The following is a 20,846-nucleotide window of genomic DNA, read 5'->3' as shown; positions in this document are numbered from 1 at the left end:
GATGTTTCGCGCGCGAAACACTTCAGAGCTGATCGGCCAGCCACGCTTTCAGCCGTGTGTGCAGATCGTCGGTCATCCCGGTCAGAGTCAGGGATTTACCATTGGAAGAGCGGGTCAGGGTGACCGATCCAATCGTTTCACCTGAACTGGTTGACACATCAGATCCCTTGTTTAGAGCCTTTTTTGTACCATCCCCTGCCTGCGCCAGACGGTTCAGCAATGCCGCTTCAGCCTCAGCCGTATCCGGTTGTGTCTTATCCAGTTCCCTGGCGATGCGCCCCCCCAAAGCCGGATTTTCTTTCACCGCTTTCGACAGGCTCAGCCCAAGCCGTTCCGGGATCGCTGCGGCAAAACGCAAATGGTCGTCCAATGCGTGATAGATGACAATGAACGAGCCGATCTTAGATCGTTTCGCCCGGCTGACCGATGCGAACAACCCCCGCAGCGCTGAACCTTCATCCGGATAGACCCCCTGCTCGGCCGCGCGGGCCGCAATCCGGGCGCGTTCATAATAAGACAGACCGACGCGGATCTCGTTTTCCTCGACCATCGCCAGATAGGCATCTGAGGCGCTCTCGGGCCGTCTGAGTAGCGCTTGTATCGTGGCAAAGCGCTCTTCTCCTGTTTCCGCACGAAGGCCCTTCAGCGCGGTCAGGCGGCGCCAACCGGAAATCAGGCCAAACCGCCCCTCGGCCAGTTGCACCACCTCAATCGGTGTCTGCTGGCCACGTGCGCGCAGGCTTTCAACTAGGGTCGCCATTTCACCCCCGTCCACCAGGATGCGGTCACGGACCAGATGGGTTTCCTCAATCGCGCTCAGTGGCAACTGTTGCACCAACCGACCCTCGGCACGGGCGGTGCTAATTTCTGTGCTCAGATCATCTATCGCTGCCTGCAAAGCCGTATCGCCAGCGACCTGCGCAATAGGTGGTGCGGATTGAACAACCGGAAACATGGACTTTGTCTCGGGCGCAGCGCCCGAGGTGCCAGCAGGCAGGAAATCGGTACGGGCGGGGGTTAGCCGTTTGCGTTTTGCCATCTCAGGTATCTCCTTGTCCGGCTGTCATAGTCTCTGTTGCACGCCGTTCGGTTACCAATGTGTGTAGTCTCCCAGGCGACCCAGACGGAAGATAGGCATGTTTCGCGTGCGAAACATCACACGGGCAGGGCCTCATGACACCGGTTCTGGTTGCTGTTCAGCCTGCAGGGCCAGTTCCTCGCGCCGCCAGACGCCCACAACCAGCCGTTTGAAGGCCGCATAGGTTTCGTCAAAGGTCTCGCGCCCCCTGGCATAGGTTTCGCGGTTGAAATTCCGGTAGTCGGCTTCATAGATGCCATTCACCTGCTCACCCGCCTGACCGATCAATGCCGTGAATTCCTGTCGATGCGGCGACAGCGCGCTGCCCAGATAAGATTGCATTAGCCCCGCCAGCTCGGCCTGCTGAGTGCCATCATAGCGGGTGATGACCGTGCGCACGGCATCCCATTCAAACGCCATCTCGTCGCGTCCCAATGCGCGCGCGGCCATGTTTTCCCCTTCTTCGATCGACTGAAAGGTGGAATGCAGCATGTCGAAGAAACGGCCCGTGGAATCAAATTCCAGAAATGAGGCCCCCATGGGCACCAGTAGAATATCCGCCGCCGACAGGCCATTGATTGTAAGATACCCAAGCGCGGGTGGAGTGTCGATGAAGATCAAGTCGTAGTCATCAAGGACGCCATCCGCCTCCAGTGTCTCGGTCAAAGCGTCCCACAGCTTCCAGCCGCGGGCCTGCATCCGCCAGACCGGAATCTGGAATTCTGCCCAATACAGGTTCAACTGTGCTCCGATCAGGTTGATATTGGGCCAGTGGGTTTTCTGGATCAGACCATCGGCTCGGGAATCCAATGCCTCCATCAGCGTATCGTCGATGGGGTGGGGGGCTTCTCCGCGGTCCAACCGGCCTTGGTTTTCCCGGCGCAGATATCCGGCATAGTGACGAGCCAGAAGGGGAAACACTGTCTGCCATTCATCCGTGACCTTGCCACCAAAGATCGATGTCATCGAGCCTTGGCTGTCCAAGTCGATTACCAGTACCTTGTAGCCATCCAGCGCTGCCGACATAGCCAGATGCGCACAGGTCGACGTCTTGCCCACGCCGCCTTTGAAATTTGCGACTGAGATCAGCTTGGCAGGTACCCCCTCGGGGCGATAGGGGCGGTATTCTTTCGCCTTCGATCCTTCCGAGGCAAAATGCGTTCTCAGCCGCAGCACCTCATCCAGCGTAAACCATTTGGCGCCGCCTTCGGTTTCAGAGCGGCCTTGCGGCAAGTCCGGATTGGCGCGTAGCACCCGCCGGAAGTGGGGGGCGGCAACCGGGATCAGATAGCGCGTAATTTCCCAGGTTGAAAACAGGCGCAGTTGTCGTGCTTCGCCATCCTCCAGGCCGCGGCTGGAGAGGTCTTCGCGGCCAAGCGCACAAGCGCTGGCGATCGCCGCAAAACCGGCTGTTGTGGACGGCTCACCCAGTTCGGAATGCGCTGTATCCGGATCAATATTGAAGTAAGGTGGAAGCCTGTCTTTCGATGATGTGACCATGCTGGCTCTGCTCGATGTGCTGCGTTTTTCTCAGTGTAGCACAAAACGCAGCATGCGAAAGAACTTTGAACACCCCACTTTAATTTTCTAGGAAAAACAAAAGGCTGCGATTGATGTACCTGGCGCTTCCAGACTTGGTCTCAAATTTTTTTAGTTAGATTATATAGTTATATATTAGTTAAGGGTTTCTGTGGTGTCATTTAAGGCTTTGAAATCCAACAACTATGAGAGTTTTTATCGGTGCCTAGTGAATCTGATCCCACGATGATGTGACTCTAATCCCACGTTGGACTGAATCTGATCCCACGATCCGATGCTTTACCCGGCTTGTGGATAACTCTAGGGTGAGCGTCAATAAAACCACGATAAAAGATTCGGGCAGGTCAGGGGCAGAAACATGTGCTGGAACGTTTCAGTTCTGAGTAACTTTTTATGAGTAGAGATGCGATCGCCGGGGCAGGGGGGCTGCTGCCGGAGCGACACCCAACGGCGGATTTTTTTGTCTGCGACATTTTCGATGCGCTGCCCAAGACTGACATGGGATCGATGGAGCATCCTATGTTCTCGCTTTCGACGCGGCCCGATCGACGCATCCTGAACTATGAGCATAACGGGGTGGAAATCACCGTCACGCCTTCAGTGCGGGGGCTGGCGACGATCCATGACAAGGACATCCTGATCTTTTGCATCAGCCAGTTAATGGCGGCGATCAATGCGGGGAAGGCGGTTAGCCGGGTATTGCATCTGAAGGCGCATGACCTGTTGGTGGCAACCAACCGAGAATCCTCGGGCGATGGCTATAAGCGGTTGCGTGAGGCGTTCGAACGCCTCGCGGGCACCCGCATCACCACCAACATGGTGACCGGCGGAATCGAGACGACTACAGGCTTTGGCCTGATCGAAAGCTGGGAGATCGTGCGCCACACGCGGGCAGGGCGGATGGTCAGCGTTTCGGTTAAACTGTCGGATTGGCTGTTTCGGGCGGTACTGGCGAAATCGGTCCTGACGCTCAGCCGTGACTACTTCCGTCTGCGCAAACCACTGGAGCGGCGCATCTATGAGTTGGCCCGCAAGCATTGCGGTCGTCAGCCGGATTGGCGGGTATCGGTCGAGACGCTGCTGAAGAAATCCGGTTCGGCGTCGCCGCGGCGGGTGTTCCGCAAGATGCTGCGCGACATGATCGCTGCTGACCATTTGCCCGATTATCATCTGGAGGAGGAACCGGGTGATATCATACGTGTTAGCCGCCGGGATGTTGTGGTTGAACCGGGGCAGGGTCCGACCCTAAAACCCGAGACGCTGGAGGCCGCCCGTATCCAGGCCCCCGGCTGGGACATCTACGCGCTTGAGGCCGAATGGCAGGCGGTCTGGGTCAGCTCGGGTCGCAAGCCACTGCGCAGTCCTGACAAGGCATTTCTAGGCTGGGTCAACAAACGGGTGGTTTAGATAGCGGGCAGGTGGGCTTTCCGCAATACTTGCATTCCTCTGATTGAGAATCGGATATTCTGATTTTCCTTTTAGAGAATGCACAATAACGCGCTCTCATTGAAATTGTTTACGATACGCTCAAATTGAGCGGGCACAGTATCTTAATGAATCTTTAATCTTGTAGGTAAGCCCCTCTGAAATGAGGCTTTTTTGTGGCGGGTCACAAATTATTGTTAGCACGGCAAAGCAGTATCTGATAAGGTTGGTGAAGAAAATTACACAGATTAAGAAAAAAATTACACAGATTAAGAAAAAAATTACACAGATTAACAAGTTTTTAGGGTGCCGATGAATAGAATTTTAGCAATAGCCTCTTTCATAATGATGATCGCCACGGGCGCGCATGCCACAACGGTCAATCTCATGAGCGGTGGCGACCTTCATATTTTGGGTAGCAAAGGCACATTCAACGTGGATGGTGTTTCTGGCACGGTTCACGCGGGTTCTTATGCCCACAACCCCAGAATCTCGCAGTTCCACCATGGTATCGGCGTCCGGACTTCACATGACGACACCGGCAATCTGGACGGCTTGTGGGATGAATGGCTGACATTCACCTTACACAAAACAGTGCGCCTGATTTCGGTGACATTTGCACATGTCGACACCACAGACGATTGGGATGTCTATGTGGGTCATACGCGTGTCGCCAATGATAGTCCCAGCAACCCTTACGACTTCGGCAACGTGATAGCGTCGGCCTTCACCATTCTTGCGGACGGGCATAAATGTAAATTGTATATCTTCTGTAAATCGGATGATAACTTCGTCATCAAAAAGTTTGAGTTTGAGCATACACCTGCGCCTGTGCCGCTGCCTGCGCCAGGTCTTCTATTGATTGGCGGCTTGGCTGGTTTTGGCTTCATGCGTCGGCGTAAGCAGCAAGTAGGCTGAACATTAATATACATGTGATAAAGAAGCCGGCGACCGATCATCAAACCGGGGTAATTGCACCACCTTGGCGGCTTCGCGTACAGCACATTGTGCTCAACAGGTACCATCCGGACGTTTTGCCACGCCTTTCAACCTAGACCTCAGAAAAGCACCTATTTGTAAAAGATGGATCCAAAAAGAAGAACTTTGGTCGCTATTCCCCAGCTTGGGGCACCAAGCCAGCCTTGGATATATCGGCAGTTGGAATACATGCCGATGATGGAGTTTCGGATTTTGCATTGGCGGCGTGGCCTCTTTGCTGACCATCTAGAACCACAATTCGATTGCGTGCAGGTCAACGGCCGGGCTAAGCCGATCATTAGATCGGACCCCGGTAGGTGGTTGAACCGTGCATTGAACTTGCGGAGCGGGAATTATGTGGCGGCCAACGCGGTATCTATTGATGAAGTGTCACGGTGTTTGGAGCCGTTCTCTCCGGAAGTCATTTTAGCGCATTTTGGCTATACTGCGCTTTATATGCTGCCTGTGGCTGAACGGCTTGGAGTGCCTATCATTTCACATTTTCATGGAACAGATGTTTCTCTTAGTCTCAAACGAAATAGATGGTACCGGCATAGCCTTAAGAACTGTTTGAACCGGTTCAGCGCTTGCATCGTAGTAGGGTCACATCAACGCAAGAAGTTGATCGAGCTTGGTGCCGATCCCAACAAAACCCACCTTTTGCCCTGTGGGGTTCCAACCGATGAATTTACACCGGTTCAGGCGCGGTCAGAAGATATTACCCGTTTCGTGGTTATTGCTCGTTTGGTTGAAGAGAAGGGGGTTGAAATCTCGCTTCGGGCCTTTGCAAAACTATCACAAAGATGCACCAATTTGGAGTTGCTGATTATTGGTGATGGGCCACAACGGCAAGCGCTTGGTGACCTCGCTAATACGATGGGGGTGGCAGATAAAACGAAGTTTATGGGCTATGTAAAAGCGGAAGAGGTTATGGCCATTTTGCAGCGGTGTGATGTGCTTCTTCATCACTCGCTTGAATCGTTTGATTGGGTGGAGGGCTTTGGGGTTGCGGTAGCCGAGGCTGGAGCTAGCGGCTTGCCTGTAGTCGTCTCAAAAAGCGGTGGTTTAGTCGATCTGGTTGTTGATGGCCATACAGGTTTCATCGTCCCACTTGGCAATGTTGATGCAATGGTAAACGCGATGTACAAGCTACATAGCGACCGCGAACTAGCGAGGGAGATGGGAAAAAACGGTCGTCAGCGCATGGTTGAGCAATTTGACAGCCGAAAATTGAGTCTGCGGCTCCAAAAAGTGCTCTTAGACTCTGTAGAAAGATTAGCGCTGCCAGCATCAAGGGAGCCTATGTCGGACAATTAAAATAATGTATTTTAGAACCAACGAAGATATGAACCGTGCCATTCTGCATGGGCTGCGTGAGGTCCCGGAAGATGTCGACTTGATCGTCGGTATCCCGCGCAGCGGGCTCTTGGCTGCGATGTTGTTCTCGCTTTACCTCAACAAGCCAGTCACGGATCTAGAGGGGCTTCTAGAGGGGCGGCTTCTCAGTACCGGCAAGCGACCACTCAGCGATGTATCGCGTGACCCTATTACCTCTTCCCGGCGCATTTTGGTCGTAGATGATTGCGTCTCGCAGGGGACCGAGATGGACCGCGCGCGCGCCAAGGTCGCGGCGGCGGGCCTGACAGAGCGGGTCACTTTCATGACAGTTTATGCCTTCCCCGAGAACTCGCGGAAGGCCGATATCGTGCTTGAGGTCATACCGCGCCCCATGGCGTTCCAGTGGTCGTGCATGCATTCACCTAATACCAGTTCGTTCTGCGTCGACATCGACGGAGTTCTGTGCGCAGATCCGACTGAGGCGGAGGATGACGACGGGCGCCGATACAGGGCGTTTCTGCGCGACGCCAAACCGCTTCTCATACCTGTGCATCAGTTGGGATGGCTTGTCACTTGCCGTCTGGAAAAATACCGCGCCGAGACTGAGGACTGGATGGCGCTCCACGATATCCGCTATGAGAAGCTGATCATGATGGACTACGCCACCCTTGCTGACCGTGAGGCCGATCGCCGTCACGCGCAGTACAAGGCGGAGACCTATCTTGCGAGCGGTAAGGAGCTTTTTATAGAGAGCAACCCAGGTCTTGCTGAGCAAATATCTGAGTTATCCGGTAAGCCGGTGCTCAGCTACAAGACTAACGCCCTGACCCATATCAAGGCTTCACAGCGTATCGACGTGTTGCAGCAACGCGGGCGTCATTTCATGCGACGTATGCGTCGGGCACCGGGAAAACTGGTGAGGCGCATCAATGGCGCTTCTAGTGCCCGTGAGGGTAACTGAGATGGGCCGCGTCGGCCTCAGTGAGGCAGAGCGCCAAGAGAAGCGGCGTATCCGAAGCCTCAAAGAACTGTTCCAGTACATCCGCGAAGACAAGCGGGTTAACGATAATAGTATCTTCCGCCCGGGGTTCCAGGCCATGGTGGTTTATCGCTTCGGGGTTTGGCGTGAAGGGATTACGCCTAAAATTTTGCGCTTGCCTTTCACGCTGCTCTATCGCATTGCTCACATCTTTGTACGAAATTTCTATGGGATCGAGCTGCCATTCTCGACGAGAATCGGCCGTCGATTGAGAGTTGCGCATCAGCATTCAATCATCGTGCATCCTGACACTGTGATCGGCGATGATTGCATGATCCGGCAAGGCGTCAGCATCGGGATCGCGCGGGTTGCTAAGTCGAAACCCGGTAAGAGTCTGGCGCCGGTTCTGGGCGATCGCGTTGAGGTAGGAGCGAATGCAACCATCATCGGCCCGGTCAAGATTGGCAATGACGTGGCCATAGGTCCTAATGTGTGCGTGATAAACAATGTGCCGGATAATTCCATGGTGATCGGGCCGATGCCGCGGACGATACCGCGGCCCAAGGGAGTGACGGGATCAGAGCGGAAAACGTGAATGCAGGGGCATCATCAACACGACAAGCCGAGGAGCGCGCTGTGCAAGGGATGAAAGGTCTGCCGAAGGGCCAGTGGCTCGCACCTGTAGAGGCACGGTTGCCAGATTTCATCATATGCGGGGCCATGAAATGCGGCACGTCCACGCTGCACTCGATACTTGCAACGCATCCAAACGTGTTTATCCCAGAGGGGGAAATAAACTTCTTCGATATGGATGACATATTCCAGCATTCGGACTTTGCGTTCCATGGACAAGGCCGCTGGGTTGGGCCGCAATTAGAAGTGGACCCGCAACTCTATTGGAAGTGGTACCAGAACCAGTTCGAGAACGCACCTGCAGATAGCATAATAGGTGAAGATTCCACCTGCTACTTGCCTTCAGAGCATGCCGGGTCTCGCATTGCGATGCAAAAGAAGGCCATTAAGACCATAGTTTGCATCCGCCAGCCAAGCCAGCGCGCCTATTCGCAATACTGGCATCTGGTGCGTTCGGGCCGTGCGCTGTTTTCTTTCGAAGACACCATAAGGTTCTTGCCGCACAGTGTCCTGGAGCGCAGTATGTATCTGTCACAAATCAGGCGCTTTCTCTGCGACATCCCCCGTGAGCGGGTTTACATTTTTGTGCTTGAAGAGTTTATGTCTGATAAAGCGCAAGTATTAAAAGAGCTATCAGAGTTCCTGGGGTTGGATCATGGGCTCTTCGCGGAAGACGCGAAAGAGATTTGGACTAACCGTGCCATTCTCCCACGCAGTTTGAAGCTTCAATTGGTCGTTAACCGGTTGTTCCGTGCCAAAGGAAATACCCGTTACGCCGAACGTTTGCCATTCGCTCTTGACGGAATCAAAGATCCTTGCGCGGGCATACCGACCCGCGTCATGCTGAAACTTCACAGGGCAGTGAACAGGTCACATCCAAAAAACCCGCCACCAATGCGGCCGGAGACTCGCGAGTTTTTGGATGCCATTTTTCAGAGAGAACTCAGGGGGCTGGATGAGATCGTCGGGAAAGACCTCACCCGACTTTGGTTCCCTCGTTGAATGTGATTTCGAGAGTAATGTAAATTGGATTGGTTCATTGGTATACACGCCACCAGCTTCCGAAGCCGCGATTCTAATGGATCAGAGGCTGGTAGTGCACTAAAGCCTCCGGCTATTAACTTGAGACATACCCAGCAGCCTTGAAGTAGTTCCAGCATTCTTGAGGTGAGTAAAGGTCGCGCACAAGCCCCTCAGATGAGGTCTCGGAACCATCGTATCTGCTATGAGACGTGTTTAGCCTAAAAATAGGCTGTAGATAAAGGCATAGATTATTTCATGACTCACGCGGATCGGGTGGCGTTCATATATGTCTTCAGGCCGTTATTGTGATATACTCGTTCAGCTCCGGAAACTCCTTATCGCAGTCGAAATTACACTTCAGTTCGCGCTCGCTCATGACTGCTAATCCCACCGCCACACTCCAATTCTGCCTGTTCGACAGGGAAGTATGACACCACTACTTTGCTATTGTGGGACATTCCAACTTTGCTGCTTCATCAAGAAAGCAGATAATATAGATTATGGTAATTATTTTGGGTTGACCATACAACCCAAAAACCAAATCGGGCCGGAAACCATAGAGTTTCCGGCCCGATTGAAAACAGCTCTCTACAACGTATCGCTTACACAATCAGATCCACGTCCTGTGGTGTGTAAACTTCGTCGAAGATCGCAACATCGGAAATTGTACCGTCAAAAGCATCCTTTACTGCATCATCGCCGGTGGCACTGGCCCATCCAAGGCCGCCGACCTGCAGGTATTCGGCATTGTCGGTCCAGTCCATGGTCAGGGTCTGGGTTCCGAGCAGTTCACCGTTCAGATACACACCGACCTCACCCTGCTGGAAGTAGGCGGTGACTTCATAGGTTTGGTTTGCCTTGATATTTCCAGCCTCGAAGGTGGCGTCGTTCTCGCCGTCTTGGAAGCGGACATACAGCGTTCCTTTGTGAACCCAGGCCGAGAAATGATCGCCACCACCTGCGTACCCGGAGGCATCTTTGGACATCAACCCCTGGCGCGCGTTGACACTGTCGGCATTAAAGCTGAAGTAAATGGTGCCTTCGCTGAGTTCGTAAGCCGACTTGTGTTCGACATTGACGATATCTTTGGTGAATCCGAAGAATTCGCTATCACCCTCCATACTGAAGACAGAGTTTGCATAAACAGGGGGCTCATCTGCCGCAGGGGGCTCATCTACCGCAGGGGGCTCATCTGCCGCAGGGGGCTCATCTGCCGCAGGGGGCTCATTCACGGCCGGCGTGCCCTGATCATCCCCGGATGAAGGCCCTTCTCCGACCATGATTGCATCCATCTCGCTTGGGGTTTTCAGACCCTCGACAAGTATAACATCCGAGATGGTGCCATCAAAGGTATGCTTGAATCCGTTTTCGCCTGATTCGGAGGCCCAACCATTGCCACCGATCTGCAGAAATTCCGTATTCTGCGACCAGTCCATGTCCGTAGAAGTTGCCCCGGCGATAGATCCGTTCAGCCAAACGGTTGCTCCGCCCTCGCCAACTGCCACCTGCACGTCATACTCAGTGTTGGCCTTGATGTCGTTGATCCGGATTGTTTCACTGCTTTTACCATCTTGGAAACGGAAGTAGAGGGTGCCCTTATTGATGTAGCTGGTGAAGTGATGACCATCACCAGAAGCATCTTTGGAAACCAACCCTTTCGCTCCCGATACACTCTCGGCGTTGAAAGAGAACGCGAGAGTGCCCGAAGATACTTCCATACCCTGGGAATGTGCAACTTCCAGCACATCGCCCGCTCCGGAAATTTCCTGGTCGCCTGTCATCGCAAATGCGGTGCCCGGAATCGGGGTGACGATGGACCCTTGGTCAGTGTCTCCGCTATCCGGTTCCGGTGTGGGCTCTGGGGTCGGTTCCGGTGTGGGCTCTGGGGTCGGTTCTGGTGTGGAACCACTGTCGCCATTGAGCAGTTCCATGAGGCGGTCATAGGCGCCATAGGATTCAGCCAGACTGCCCGAAACCGGCTGCAGGTCTTCAATGGTGATGCCTTTGCCATCGGTCAAGCCGACGAACAGATCGTCATAATAATAGGCTCCATTGGAATCGAGGTGCTGAATTTCCAGATCGTCGCTGGCGATCTCGCCCTTCTTCTGCGAGACGATATTGTTTTCCGTCGTCGAACCGGACGGTGCCGTGATTTTCGTGACCGGACGGCTGTCGTTGAGTGCATTGATCAGCGTGTTGTCGGTAATGGTGATGGTACTGCCATTGCCTTCGTTGACGTAGATCGCGTTGGCCATCTGAGTGTAGATTATATTCTGCTGGATGGTCAGGTTGGAATGCCCACCTTGCCCGGCAAGGAAGATACCCTGCATGTCAAAGCGGTTCTGCAGCAGTAGAGTGTTGCCGATGATTTCCAGATTATGGGACGGTGCCCCCTGGAACTGCATAAAATCGGCATGCGAGTCCGCCGACGGGTAGAAGTGTGTCGGACCAGTATTGTTGATGATCTGACCACCGTCGACACCTGCAAATTTGAACGCATCGGAGCCAACAAAGTTGACGGTGTTGCCAATGATCTTGAAATCGTCGGTGCCAAAATTAACAATCCCGTTCAACACATCATGAACATAGTTGTTCTCGAGCGTGATGTCTGAGCTGCCATTATAAACATAGATGCCGAACTTTGGGCCCTCGATCGGATATACATTGTCGCTCTTACCGCTGACTTCGGAGTTGATGAAGTCGATGTGGTTGCTGTTATCGATATGCACGACGGAAGATCCGCTGTTACTGGGCAGTTCTACTTTGACATTGTCGACCCGGATATGGCTGGAGTTGAAGATATCCAGCGTATCGAACTCTGCACCCATATTGCCGTCGGCAGATTCGATAGTCACAAAGTCATTGAACTTAAAACCATTTAGCTCTACGGATCCGTAATCACCGGATTCCAGCAGAATGGTGTCGCCACCGGACGCTTTGGACAGCGCCGACAGCAATTCTTGTTCGTTTGATACGTATATTCCTGACATGTTAGTTTCTCGTCTTCCTGATTGACGCTGCCATCCCCAAGCGAGGGTTCCTGAGCGTGAGTGGGCGCTCGTGGAAATTTCCCCGCAGCTTTCAGGCTGCCTTTGTTCTGCACATTTGGTTCAGTCACACAGAAACACGCCCATAAGCACGTCATGCTGACGGGCAAAACACTCACTAAGTTGGCAAGATGATCGCGGTGCCGACCCACCTGTCAGGTCGACTTCTACCCTTTTGATACTACTCACCCCCAATGCTCACTTGATCGCATAGCAATAGGACAAAACTGGGGCAATTCGTGTCCGTTTTGGTGCAAGAATTTAGGCGGTGAGTTGCTCAGGGCATGAGAGGTCGGAAGAAGTTTTCCGCCGGTAACTACCTTTCACGGCGAAGTTGACCTTAGGGAATGTCAATAAACAATAAAACCTTTAAAGCCGGATGGCGAAAACTCATACATGTTAGAAATGGAGTCCGTATGGTATCTATACGAAAGAATTTGTTGGGGCGGCCCTGTTTTTGAGGCCTATCTGGGGTCGATTTGGTAAGGGAGCGAAATACCCCTGTAACACAGGAAAGCTGATCAAGACTCGCTATCCCACGATAACGGCGAAATCCGGGTTCAGACCCATGTTGCGCAACTGTTCAGTGATTTCGGTTTCATAAAGCGCGTTTGAGATCAGGACCAGATCGGGGCTGATACCTCGCAAGGCCTCAGGGGCGATAACCGGCAGGGCCACACCGGGGGCCACCAGCCCGTGTTTGCGGGTATTCAGATCAACCAGCGCAGCCAGCGGCCGCGATGCATCACCCAGGGCGTTGGCAAAAGTGATGCCTTTGGAACCCGCGCCCCAGATGACCACATTCCCGTCAAGGCTCGACAACCGGTCGCGCCAGCGATCCAGTTCTGCAGTGGCGGCCCGACCAAAAGTACGGGCTGCGCGTGCTATGTCCCTTGCCTCGGCATCCAGATAATACGGTTCGGGTGCGGCGGGGCGGGCTTCGACCATCAGGAACTGGTCGCCATATCCGGCACTGACCGAGATCGGTTCGAACCCGATGCGGCGGAACAGAGTTGTGATGGCAGGGGCGCTCCAATACCCGACATGTTCATAGATTACATCCCACATAGACACCGCATCCAGCATCCATCCAGCATTCGGAACCTCGAAATAGACCGGTACATCGCGGTCGCCTATGGCACAGCGGATATCGCTCAGCAGTGGCACCGGCGCGTCAACATGTTCCAGCACATGACGGCATAGGATGGCGTCAAAGTGCCGGTCCAGCTGATCCGAGCGGAAATATTCACCCACGATCTCGACATTGTCGCGGGTGGCAGACGGCGTCTCCTGCCCTTCCATCGACGGGTCGAACCCGGTGGCTGTGGCCACGCCATTTTTAGCCATCAAGTCCAGCATGTACCCGTCGCCGCAGCCGATCTCGACCACATGTTTGCCTTGCAGACCATGCCGCGCCACCAGTCCAGCAGCCAGCTCTTCCGCGAAAGCCTGGAATTTGGGCGAGAAATGCAGGGCATTCTCGTATCCCGGGGCATAGACCATGCGCGCGGGGTCAAAGGCACCATTCCAGATGAAACCGCAATCGGGGCAGAGCTTCAGATCAACCGTGCCAGCAGGCGCTGCGCGGGCAGCAGCAGCATCAGGCCAAAGCTGGTTACAGATCACCGGAACATGATCCAGTCTGAAGATATCCTGCGCCTTGTCCGCGGCGCAGAGGGGACAGTTCATGCTCATACCGCGACAAGCTCCGGCCTGAGGCCCATATCGGCCAGTTGCGCCCCGATTTCGGGCAAATAGATTGGATTCATAACGATCACCGTATCGGGCGGGGCGTCTTTCAGGCTTTCGGGGCTGGAGACCAGATGCCCGGTGCCAGGCAGGTATTTGCCCTGCTTGAACGGGTTGATGTCGATGACTTGCGCTACCTCTGCCCCCAGATCATTGGTGGTCAGGAAGGACACGCCCTTGGAACCGCCACCCCAGATCGCCACCCGCTTGCCTGCGCCGTGGCGGGAGCGCACGAAATCGGTCCAAGAGGCCCGGATTTGGGCCACCTTTTGCGGGAAAGCGGCAGCGAGGGCGCGAACGGCAACCAGATCATCCTCCTGCGGTAGGGTTTCACGACTCGCGGCCGGCTCCGCGTACTGGATGATGTATTGGCCGTCATACGCCAGGTAGAGCTTTGTCACATCGAATCCAGCCCGCCGGAACAGCCGGGCATGGCTGCCCTGCGTGAAGTACGAACAATGCTCGAAATAGATGTCCCAGAAGGCACCTTCGGCGAGCACCCGGTACACATCCGGGGTCTCGAAGAAGATACCCACATCCGTCCGCCCGTCGATCACCTGTGCGATCTCGTCCATGAACCGGCCCACTTCGGGGATATGTTCCAGTGTGTGGCGGCAGGCGACGAAATCGGGGGCTTTGGCAATGGTGACGGGGTCGAAGTATTCCCTTTGAAACGCGATCTCGTGCCCGTCCGCACCGGGCAGACGCTCGGGAATGAAACCGGGGTCGACGCCCAGCCCAACTGTGCCGGTCTGATCCGCCAGTTCCTGCAAGAACTCGCCCTTGCCGCAACCGATTTCCAGCGTCCGCTTGCCTTTTAGGTCGTAAAGCGAGGCCACTTCGGTAGCCAGACCACGGGCAAAGCGGTTGAAGGTACCGGAAAAATGCTGGCTTTCCTCGGTGGTCGAGGCGTAGTCGACCTTGGAAAGATCAAAAACGGAATTGAAGATAAAACCGCAGTCGCCACAGAATTTCAATACCAGCGGGTGGCGTGGGAAGTTGCGCGCCTCATCTTCGGTATTCAGCAGAATGCAGCTTTGCACCGGGATGGCGTCCAGCCGGTAAATCTCTGACAGGGTCTGTCCGGCGCAAGCCGGGCAAGAGGTCAGTTCAGTCATAGCTGTACCCTCCGCCGTCAGGATTCGACGATTTCCAATTCGGGGATTGGCACAACGAACTTGCCACCCGCTTGCAGGAAAGCCTGCTGTTGGCGGATGATCTCGTCCCGGAAATTCCACGGCAGGATCATCACATAGTCGGGCTTGTCCGCCATCAGCCTTTCCGGCTCATCGATGCGGATGCGCACACCGGGCATGTATTTGCCCTGCTTGTGGATGTTCTTGTCGACTGCGTATTCGATGGCCCGATCATTGAGTTGAAGGAAGTTGAGCATGATCGTACCCTTGGCTGCTGCACCATAGGCCGCGATGCGCTTGCCGTCGGCTTTCAGATTGCCCACCAGTTTGCGGGCCTGATCGCGGAAGGCGCGGACGCGGGCACCGAAACTCTTGTAATAGTCGAACCGGTCCAGACCCAGGTCATGTTCTTCGGCCAGAATGTCGGTAACAGCCTGCGTGGGGGCCGCGGTTTTGCCAAAGAACAACCGCAGGGACCCGCCGTGAATGGCCACCCGGCGCACATCGTTCAGATGCAGACCATGCCGTTCAAACAGGGTCTTGGCCGAACCCACCGAGAAATAGCACAGATGTTCATGGTAGATCGTATCAAACTCGATGAAATCAATCATGTCCCGGACATAAGGAAACTCGACCACAACCTGACCATCATCTGCCAGCAACTCGGCCATGCCCGTCACCAGATCATTCTGATCGGCCACATGGGCCACCACATTGTTGGCGATGATGACATCGGCGCGCTTGCCTTGTGCGCGCAGTTCACCAGCAACGCGGGTGCCAAAGAAATCGATCACCGTGTCGATGCCCTTTTCGCGCGCCGCCGTGGCAGGTTGCGAGGCCGGGTCAACGCCCAGGACCTGAATGCCCTCACCTTTGAAATTCTGCAGCATGTAGCCATCGTTCGACGCGATCTCGACCACCAGATTATCCGGTCCAAGCTCGCGCTTTTCGATCAATTCCAACGCGTTTTCGTGGGAGTGTTTCAGCAGATCCTCGGAATAGGACGAAAAATAAACATAATCATCGCCGAACATTTCTTCGGGCGGACGGGTTTCCAGCAACTGCACCAGCGTACAATCGGGACAATACCCCAGCCGCAGTGGCACCAGCGACTCTTTATGTGCCAGACCGCTTTCTTCCAAAAGCCCGTCAGATCGCGGCATCAAACCCAGATCGAGGATGGGTTGCAGTCCCTTGTGACCGCAGGATATGCAGCAGACCTTAGCGCTGTCAGTCACGAAATCTGAAGGTTCGGCCTCTTGCGAGTTTTCCGGGGTGCGTGAGGCCAACCCGTTTTCGGTGTGTTTCAAGGTCACATCGATGATGTCATCGGCGATCAGCTTTTTGATGTGGCCGATCCGCTGGTAGCGGGGGCCTTCGAATTCCTCCAGGGTCAGTTCCTGCGCCAGATAGGATTCATACAGTGACTGTGCCCCTTTGTGTGCATCCCATTGCGGTTTGAAATGCGGCATGACCCGCTGGATCTTATCGCAGTTCACCCGGTAAGAGCGTTTGTCAGGACCGGCGTCATCGGCAAAGGTTACTTCGCAACCCGGAACCACATGGGCCACGATCTCAGCCAATTCGCGGATTTGATAGTTATGCTCGGTGACGCCCACGTTGAATGCTTCGTTGCGGATCTTTTCGACCGGTGTGTCCAGCGTTGCCAGGAAGGCGCGGCTGATATCTTCGATATGGGTAATCGGGCGCCAGGGCGTACCGTCGGATTTCATATGGATGTTGCCGGTGGTCACGGCCCAGGCGACCAGATTGTTCAGCACCAGATCGAACCGGATGCGCGGGCTGACCCCATAGGCAGTGGCCGAACGCAGGAAGGTCGTGCAGAACGTTTCGTCCGCCATTTCAGTCAGCGCCAGTTCGGATTTAACCTTGCTTTCACCATAGGGCGTCACCGGGTTGAAAGCGCCGGTCTCATCAATGAAATCCGATCCCGACGCACCATAATTCGAACAGGATGACGAGAACACAAAACGCGACACTCCGGCCGCCTTGGCGGCGCGGGCCACGTTCATCGTGCCTTCGTAATTGATTTCATAGGTGGTTTCAGGACGGAAATCACCCAGCGGATCATTCGAAAGCGCCGCCAGATGCAGAACGGCGTCAAAGCCCAGCAAATCTGCCGAATCGATATCCCGAATATCCTTCAGAATCGTCGGCACCTGCGGCATCTCTCCGCCTGGTGCGAAGGTGCAACGCTCGTAAAGATCGCTGTCGATGCCCGCAACCTCATGTCCGGCGGCCTCCAGCATGGGGGTCAGCACCACACCGATATACCCACGGTGACCAGTAACCAAAACACGCATAATTATTTCTCCCAAACCGCCCAGGGGCGTTTACCGGAATCCCACAGCTTTTGTAGATTGTGCTTGTCGCGAAGGGTGTCCATCGCTGCCCAAAAACCGTCATGGCGATAAGCCATCAACTGGCCGTCCTTGGCCAAGTTCTCCAGCGGCCCATGTTCGAACATGACCATATCGCCTTCTATATAGTCAAAAACCTGCGGCTCGAGGATGAAGAAGGCACCGTTGATCCGCCCCTCGGCCGTCTGCGGTTTTTCCTCAAACGCAACAACCTGATCGCCTTCGAATCTCATATGACCGTAGCGGGCCGGTGGGCGTACCGCAGTGATGGTCGCCAGTTTGCCGTGATTGCGGTGAAAGGCCAGCAGCTTGTGCAGATCCACGTCCGACACGCCATCACCCCAGGTCAGCATGAAAGTCTCATCGCCCAGATAAGGCTGCAACCGTTTGACCCGCCCACCGGTAAGGGTTTCATCGCCGGTTTCGATCAGATCGACAGTCCATGGCGCGTGATCCTGATCGTGGCGGACCAAAGGTTCCGGGCGTCCCATATTGACCGTGATATTACCCGCCAACGTTCCATATTCCGCGAAATAACGCTTGATGTAATTGCCCATATAACCAAGGGCGACCGCAAAATCGTTATACCCGTAGTGAGAGTAGGCCATCATGATATGCCAAAGGATGGGCATCCCGCCGATCTCGACCATTGGTTTCGGTCTGATCGAGGTTTCCTCTGCCAGACGCGTTCCTTTGCCCCCGGCGAGAATTGCAACTTTCATGGAAATTCTCCGTTAACCAAAATTCAATCGTAAGCTTGCCAAAGAGGTTTTGGCAAAGAAATGGGCCAATATTATGAAGTGAATAAGTTCTCCGGGAAATTGATAATATTTTACTCGACACTGCGTCCTAATTTGGGATTGATTGGCGTTCCTGAACCCTTTTCATACCAATAGTGTATCCGCATAGATGAAATCAGCACTGTTGAGATCCAAATCGTAAACACTGTTCAGAATGCCAATAAGCTCGTCAGCATCGCCATTTTCACCAACCTTCCAGATCGCGGTGCCCGGTGACAGGCCCGGCGCATCCGTACTCAGCACGTAATCCGCGGCGGATCCGGCCAGTTGCACATGATCGGTATCCGAGGTGAAATCGTATACAAAGCCGTAATCGTCTTCTCCTGCATTAGCACCCACGCCGTCGTCATAGTAGGCGCCGCCCATGTCGCCAAAGACAAAGGTATCCGCCCCACCCACACCGACAAAGACATCAATTTCGCCTAGCCCAGGCGTCGAGCTGGATGTATCCACGGCCACCTGCACCTCATCACTGTCATCGCCTTGGATGATGTCGCGCCCGGTGATTTCTGTGATGGTTAGATCACCAAAGGTGACATCGAAGTAATGGGCGTTGAGATAAAGTGACCCCGTAGCCGGCGCTTCGTCTAGGCTGAAGGCTTCTTCAACCTGCAGCGTCCACCCCACCGGCTCAGCCGTTCCTTCCTCCCAGACCTTGAGGCTGTAGAGGCGGTCATAGATACCCGTCTGTTCCACCCGCACGGTGAAGTTATAGGTCACGTCCTCCTGCAGCCTGAGCTTGTCCGTCACGCCCAGAACCTCGGACCATTCGTGATAGCTGTGGCTCTTGAAACGTTCGTTGGTGTAAAAGAACGCAGCCCCCGGCTCCCAGCCCGACAGGGGCTGGATGTCGCCATAGCGCGAATCTGTATGCCCGTTCCACAACATCCCGAAGGTAAAGCCACGTTCATTCTGCAGATCGTGCATGTCGATGGTCAGGTTAACCTCGTAATTGTCCCAGCCCTGATCTCCCAGAACCAGCAGCCGGTCATAGCCCAGATCGACCGGACGGATGCCGTTGCCGTCCCAGCTCCATTTGCCGTCGACGATCTGCAGCGCGTCCTGCGCATTCGTTACCGCATCCCAGTCGATGCTGTAATTGGGGTCCCAGATAGCCCCGTCCTCGTATTCGATCACCACGTCCCGAGTCACGATGGTCCCGCCGACTAGGGTTGCGGTGAGGGTCACGATGTCATCGGTGGCCGATCCGTCGAGATCCGCATAGAAGATGTCGACGTTGAAATCACCTTCGTTCTGTAGACGGATGCCATCGGCGCCCACGGACAGCGCTTGTTCCGGGCCGCCGTTGATCGAATAGGTCATCGACGTCACATCGACACCGACATTGCCTAGAATGTTGATCCGTTCCTGACCTTCTCCGGGCGAGCCGAAGCTCTGCGTGAGCCCGTACCAGACATCAATCGGATTGCCGACCGCGATCGAGACCTCTGCGGTGTCGGTCAATCCGCTATCCGAGATCGTATAGGTGAAGCTGTCGACACCGTTGAACCCGACATTCGGGGTATAGGTATAGGTGCCGTTGCCATTGTCGGTGAGCACCCCGTTCGCAGGCTGGGTCACGCCGGTCAGGCTGATCGGATCGCCTTCGGGGTCGCTGTCATTGGCCAGCAGGTCGGTCGCCACGTCGATGATAAGCGCTGTGTCATCACCAGTGAACAGCCCGTCATCCACCGCATCGGGCGCGTTGGCGACGGGCAGGATCGTGCCATCCTCGTTCACGATCGGATCGGCCGTGTTCTCGAAGTAATCCACCTGTGCGGTATAGCCCGGCACCACGCCGTTTTTCGGAGCGCTGCCTGCGAAGACACCGACCTTTGAGACCACCATCTGATGCTCGATCGTCGAGGCGGTGGTCCAGTTCACACCGTCATTCGACGTTTCGAAAAGCCAGCTGTCACCGCTGCGGGTGATCCTGAAATCGGTGACGCTGTTATAGGGGATATCCTCGAACAGGTTGAAACTGGTCGAACCGTTCTCAATCACGCCCACTATCAGCCGCAGGATCGAGTTCGACGTGAACGCGATGTCGAAGCGGATGAAATTGCTGCCATCCTCGACAACCAGCAGCCCGTGCTCCTGATAGGTCTGCGTCGGCTGGGTCAGGAAACCTGCGCTGATCTGGAAATCGCCATCGGTGACATCCTGCAGGACGCGCGGGGTCGTCAAAAAGTCAGATGCGCTGACAGCGGCCCCCGCCGGAGAGGTGATTTGCAGGTACCCGTCCGTTGCGGTTGCTCCAAGATAGGCGTTCCCGGCAATGCCCGAAAACTCCCAGTCCGAACCAAGCGTACCGGTGGCAAAATCGTCCGAAATGATCGCGCTCTGCGGCGGCGTGGTGTCGTTGACCGTCAGGTTCACCGTGGCCGTATCGGTGCTGTTGCCGTCCGAAATCGTGTAGGTAAAGCTGTCTGCGCCCGAGAACCCGGCATTCGGGGTATAGGTATAGGTGCCGTTGCCATTGTCGGTGAGCACCCCGTTCGCAGGCTGGGTCACGCCGGTCAGGCTGATCGGATCGCCTTCGGGGTCGCTGTCATTGGCCAGCAGATCGCCGGCTACGTTGATCACCAGCGCCACGTCTTCGTCCGTCGCCAGCCCGTCATCCACCGCATCCGGCGGATCGTTCGAGGGCGTGGTGTCGTTGACCGTCAGGTTCATCGTGGCCGTATCGGTGCTGTTGCCGTCCGAAATCGTGTAGGTAAAGCTGTCTGCGCCCGAGAAC

The 20,846-nt window shown here is 55.0% G+C and carries 14 protein-coding genes; 6 read left to right on the top strand and 8 right to left on the bottom strand.

Annotation, left to right across the window (positions count from 1 at the left end; translation table 11 throughout):
• Positions 1–22 precede the first annotated feature (22 nt).
• On the bottom strand, positions 23–1,039 hold the full coding sequence (locus RUA4292_RS16080) for a ParB/RepB/Spo0J family partition protein (protein ID WP_058278519.1): 1,017 nt from the start codon (positions 1,037–1,039) through the stop codon (positions 23–25).
• A 132-nt stretch (positions 1,040–1,171) separates the two neighbouring features.
• Positions 1,172–2,578, bottom strand: a complete 1,407-nt coding sequence (locus tag RUA4292_RS16075) for an AAA family ATPase (RefSeq protein WP_058278518.1) — start codon at positions 2,576–2,578, stop codon at positions 1,172–1,174.
• 432 nt (positions 2,579–3,010) lie between these two features.
• On the opposite strand from RUA4292_RS16075, the gene RUA4292_RS16070 reads away from it, so the two are divergent.
• The 6 genes from RUA4292_RS16070 to RUA4292_RS16045 all read left to right on the top strand — a co-directional run bounded on the left by RUA4292_RS16070 (position 3,011) and on the right by RUA4292_RS16045 (position 8,972).
• A complete protein-coding gene (locus RUA4292_RS16070; RefSeq protein ID WP_058278517.1) occupies positions 3,011–4,024 on the top strand; it encodes a replication initiator protein A in 1,014 nt (337 codons plus the stop codon).
• Between the two features lie 363 nt (positions 4,025–4,387).
• Complete coding sequence (locus tag RUA4292_RS16065; protein ID WP_058278516.1) at positions 4,388–4,960, top strand: VPLPA-CTERM sorting domain-containing protein; 573 nt, start codon at positions 4,388–4,390, stop codon at positions 4,958–4,960.
• A gap of 417 nt (positions 4,961–5,377) precedes the next feature.
• Entirely contained in the window at positions 5,378–6,337 is a 960-nt protein-coding gene (locus RUA4292_RS16060) for a glycosyltransferase family 4 protein (protein ID WP_158507046.1), read from the top strand.
• A gap of 4 nt (positions 6,338–6,341) precedes the next feature.
• Positions 6,342–7,319 (top strand): phosphoribosyltransferase, encoded by a 978-nt coding sequence (locus RUA4292_RS16055; RefSeq protein WP_058278514.1) that lies wholly within the window; start codon positions 6,342–6,344, stop codon positions 7,317–7,319.
• Position 7,320: 1 nt separating this feature from the next.
• A complete protein-coding gene (locus RUA4292_RS16050; protein WP_058278513.1) occupies positions 7,321–7,932 on the top strand; it encodes a serine O-acetyltransferase in 612 nt (203 codons plus the stop codon).
• A gap of 50 nt (positions 7,933–7,982) precedes the next feature.
• Positions 7,983–8,972, top strand: coding sequence for a sulfotransferase domain-containing protein (locus tag RUA4292_RS16045; protein WP_233493471.1), 990 nt, complete (start codon positions 7,983–7,985; stop codon positions 8,970–8,972).
• Positions 8,973–9,595: 623 nt separating this feature from the next.
• Here the strand turns inward: RUA4292_RS16045 and RUA4292_RS16040 are convergent.
• From RUA4292_RS16040 to RUA4292_RS16015, 6 genes are all read right to left on the bottom strand, one after another.
• A complete protein-coding gene (locus tag RUA4292_RS16040) occupies positions 9,596–11,950 on the bottom strand; it encodes a LamG-like jellyroll fold domain-containing protein (RefSeq protein ID WP_158507045.1) in 2,355 nt (784 codons plus the stop codon).
• A gap of 621 nt (positions 11,951–12,571) precedes the next feature.
• On the bottom strand, positions 12,572–13,729 hold the full coding sequence (locus tag RUA4292_RS16035; protein WP_058278510.1) for a class I SAM-dependent methyltransferase: 1,158 nt from the start codon (positions 13,727–13,729) through the stop codon (positions 12,572–12,574).
• Between the two features lie 2 nt (positions 13,730–13,731).
• Positions 13,732–14,907: a class I SAM-dependent methyltransferase gene (locus RUA4292_RS16030; RefSeq protein WP_082637152.1), complete on the bottom strand. Its 1,176-nt coding sequence runs from the start codon at positions 14,905–14,907 to the stop codon at positions 13,732–13,734.
• Positions 14,908–14,924: 17 nt separating this feature from the next.
• Positions 14,925–17,249 carry an NAD-dependent epimerase/dehydratase family protein gene (locus tag RUA4292_RS24980; RefSeq protein WP_199520020.1) on the bottom strand — a complete coding sequence of 775 codons (2,325 nt, stop codon included), beginning with the start codon at positions 17,247–17,249 and terminating at the stop codon, positions 14,925–14,927.
• A 2-nt stretch (positions 17,250–17,251) separates the two neighbouring features.
• The gene (rfbF, locus tag RUA4292_RS16020; protein WP_058278509.1) at positions 17,252–18,028 is read right to left on the bottom strand and encodes a glucose-1-phosphate cytidylyltransferase; all 777 of its coding nucleotides are present in this window, start codon (positions 18,026–18,028) and stop codon (positions 17,252–17,254) included.
• Positions 18,029–18,190: 162 nt separating this feature from the next.
• Positions 18,191–20,846 (bottom strand): cadherin-like domain-containing protein (locus RUA4292_RS16015; protein ID WP_058278508.1); only part of this gene is annotated, 2,656 nt, incomplete at its 5' end.

This window comes from Ruegeria atlantica (assembly GCF_001458195.1).
GTDB lineage: Bacteria > Pseudomonadota > Alphaproteobacteria > Rhodobacterales > Rhodobacteraceae > Ruegeria > Ruegeria atlantica.
This window is presented reverse-complemented; position numbering and strand designations above follow the sequence as displayed.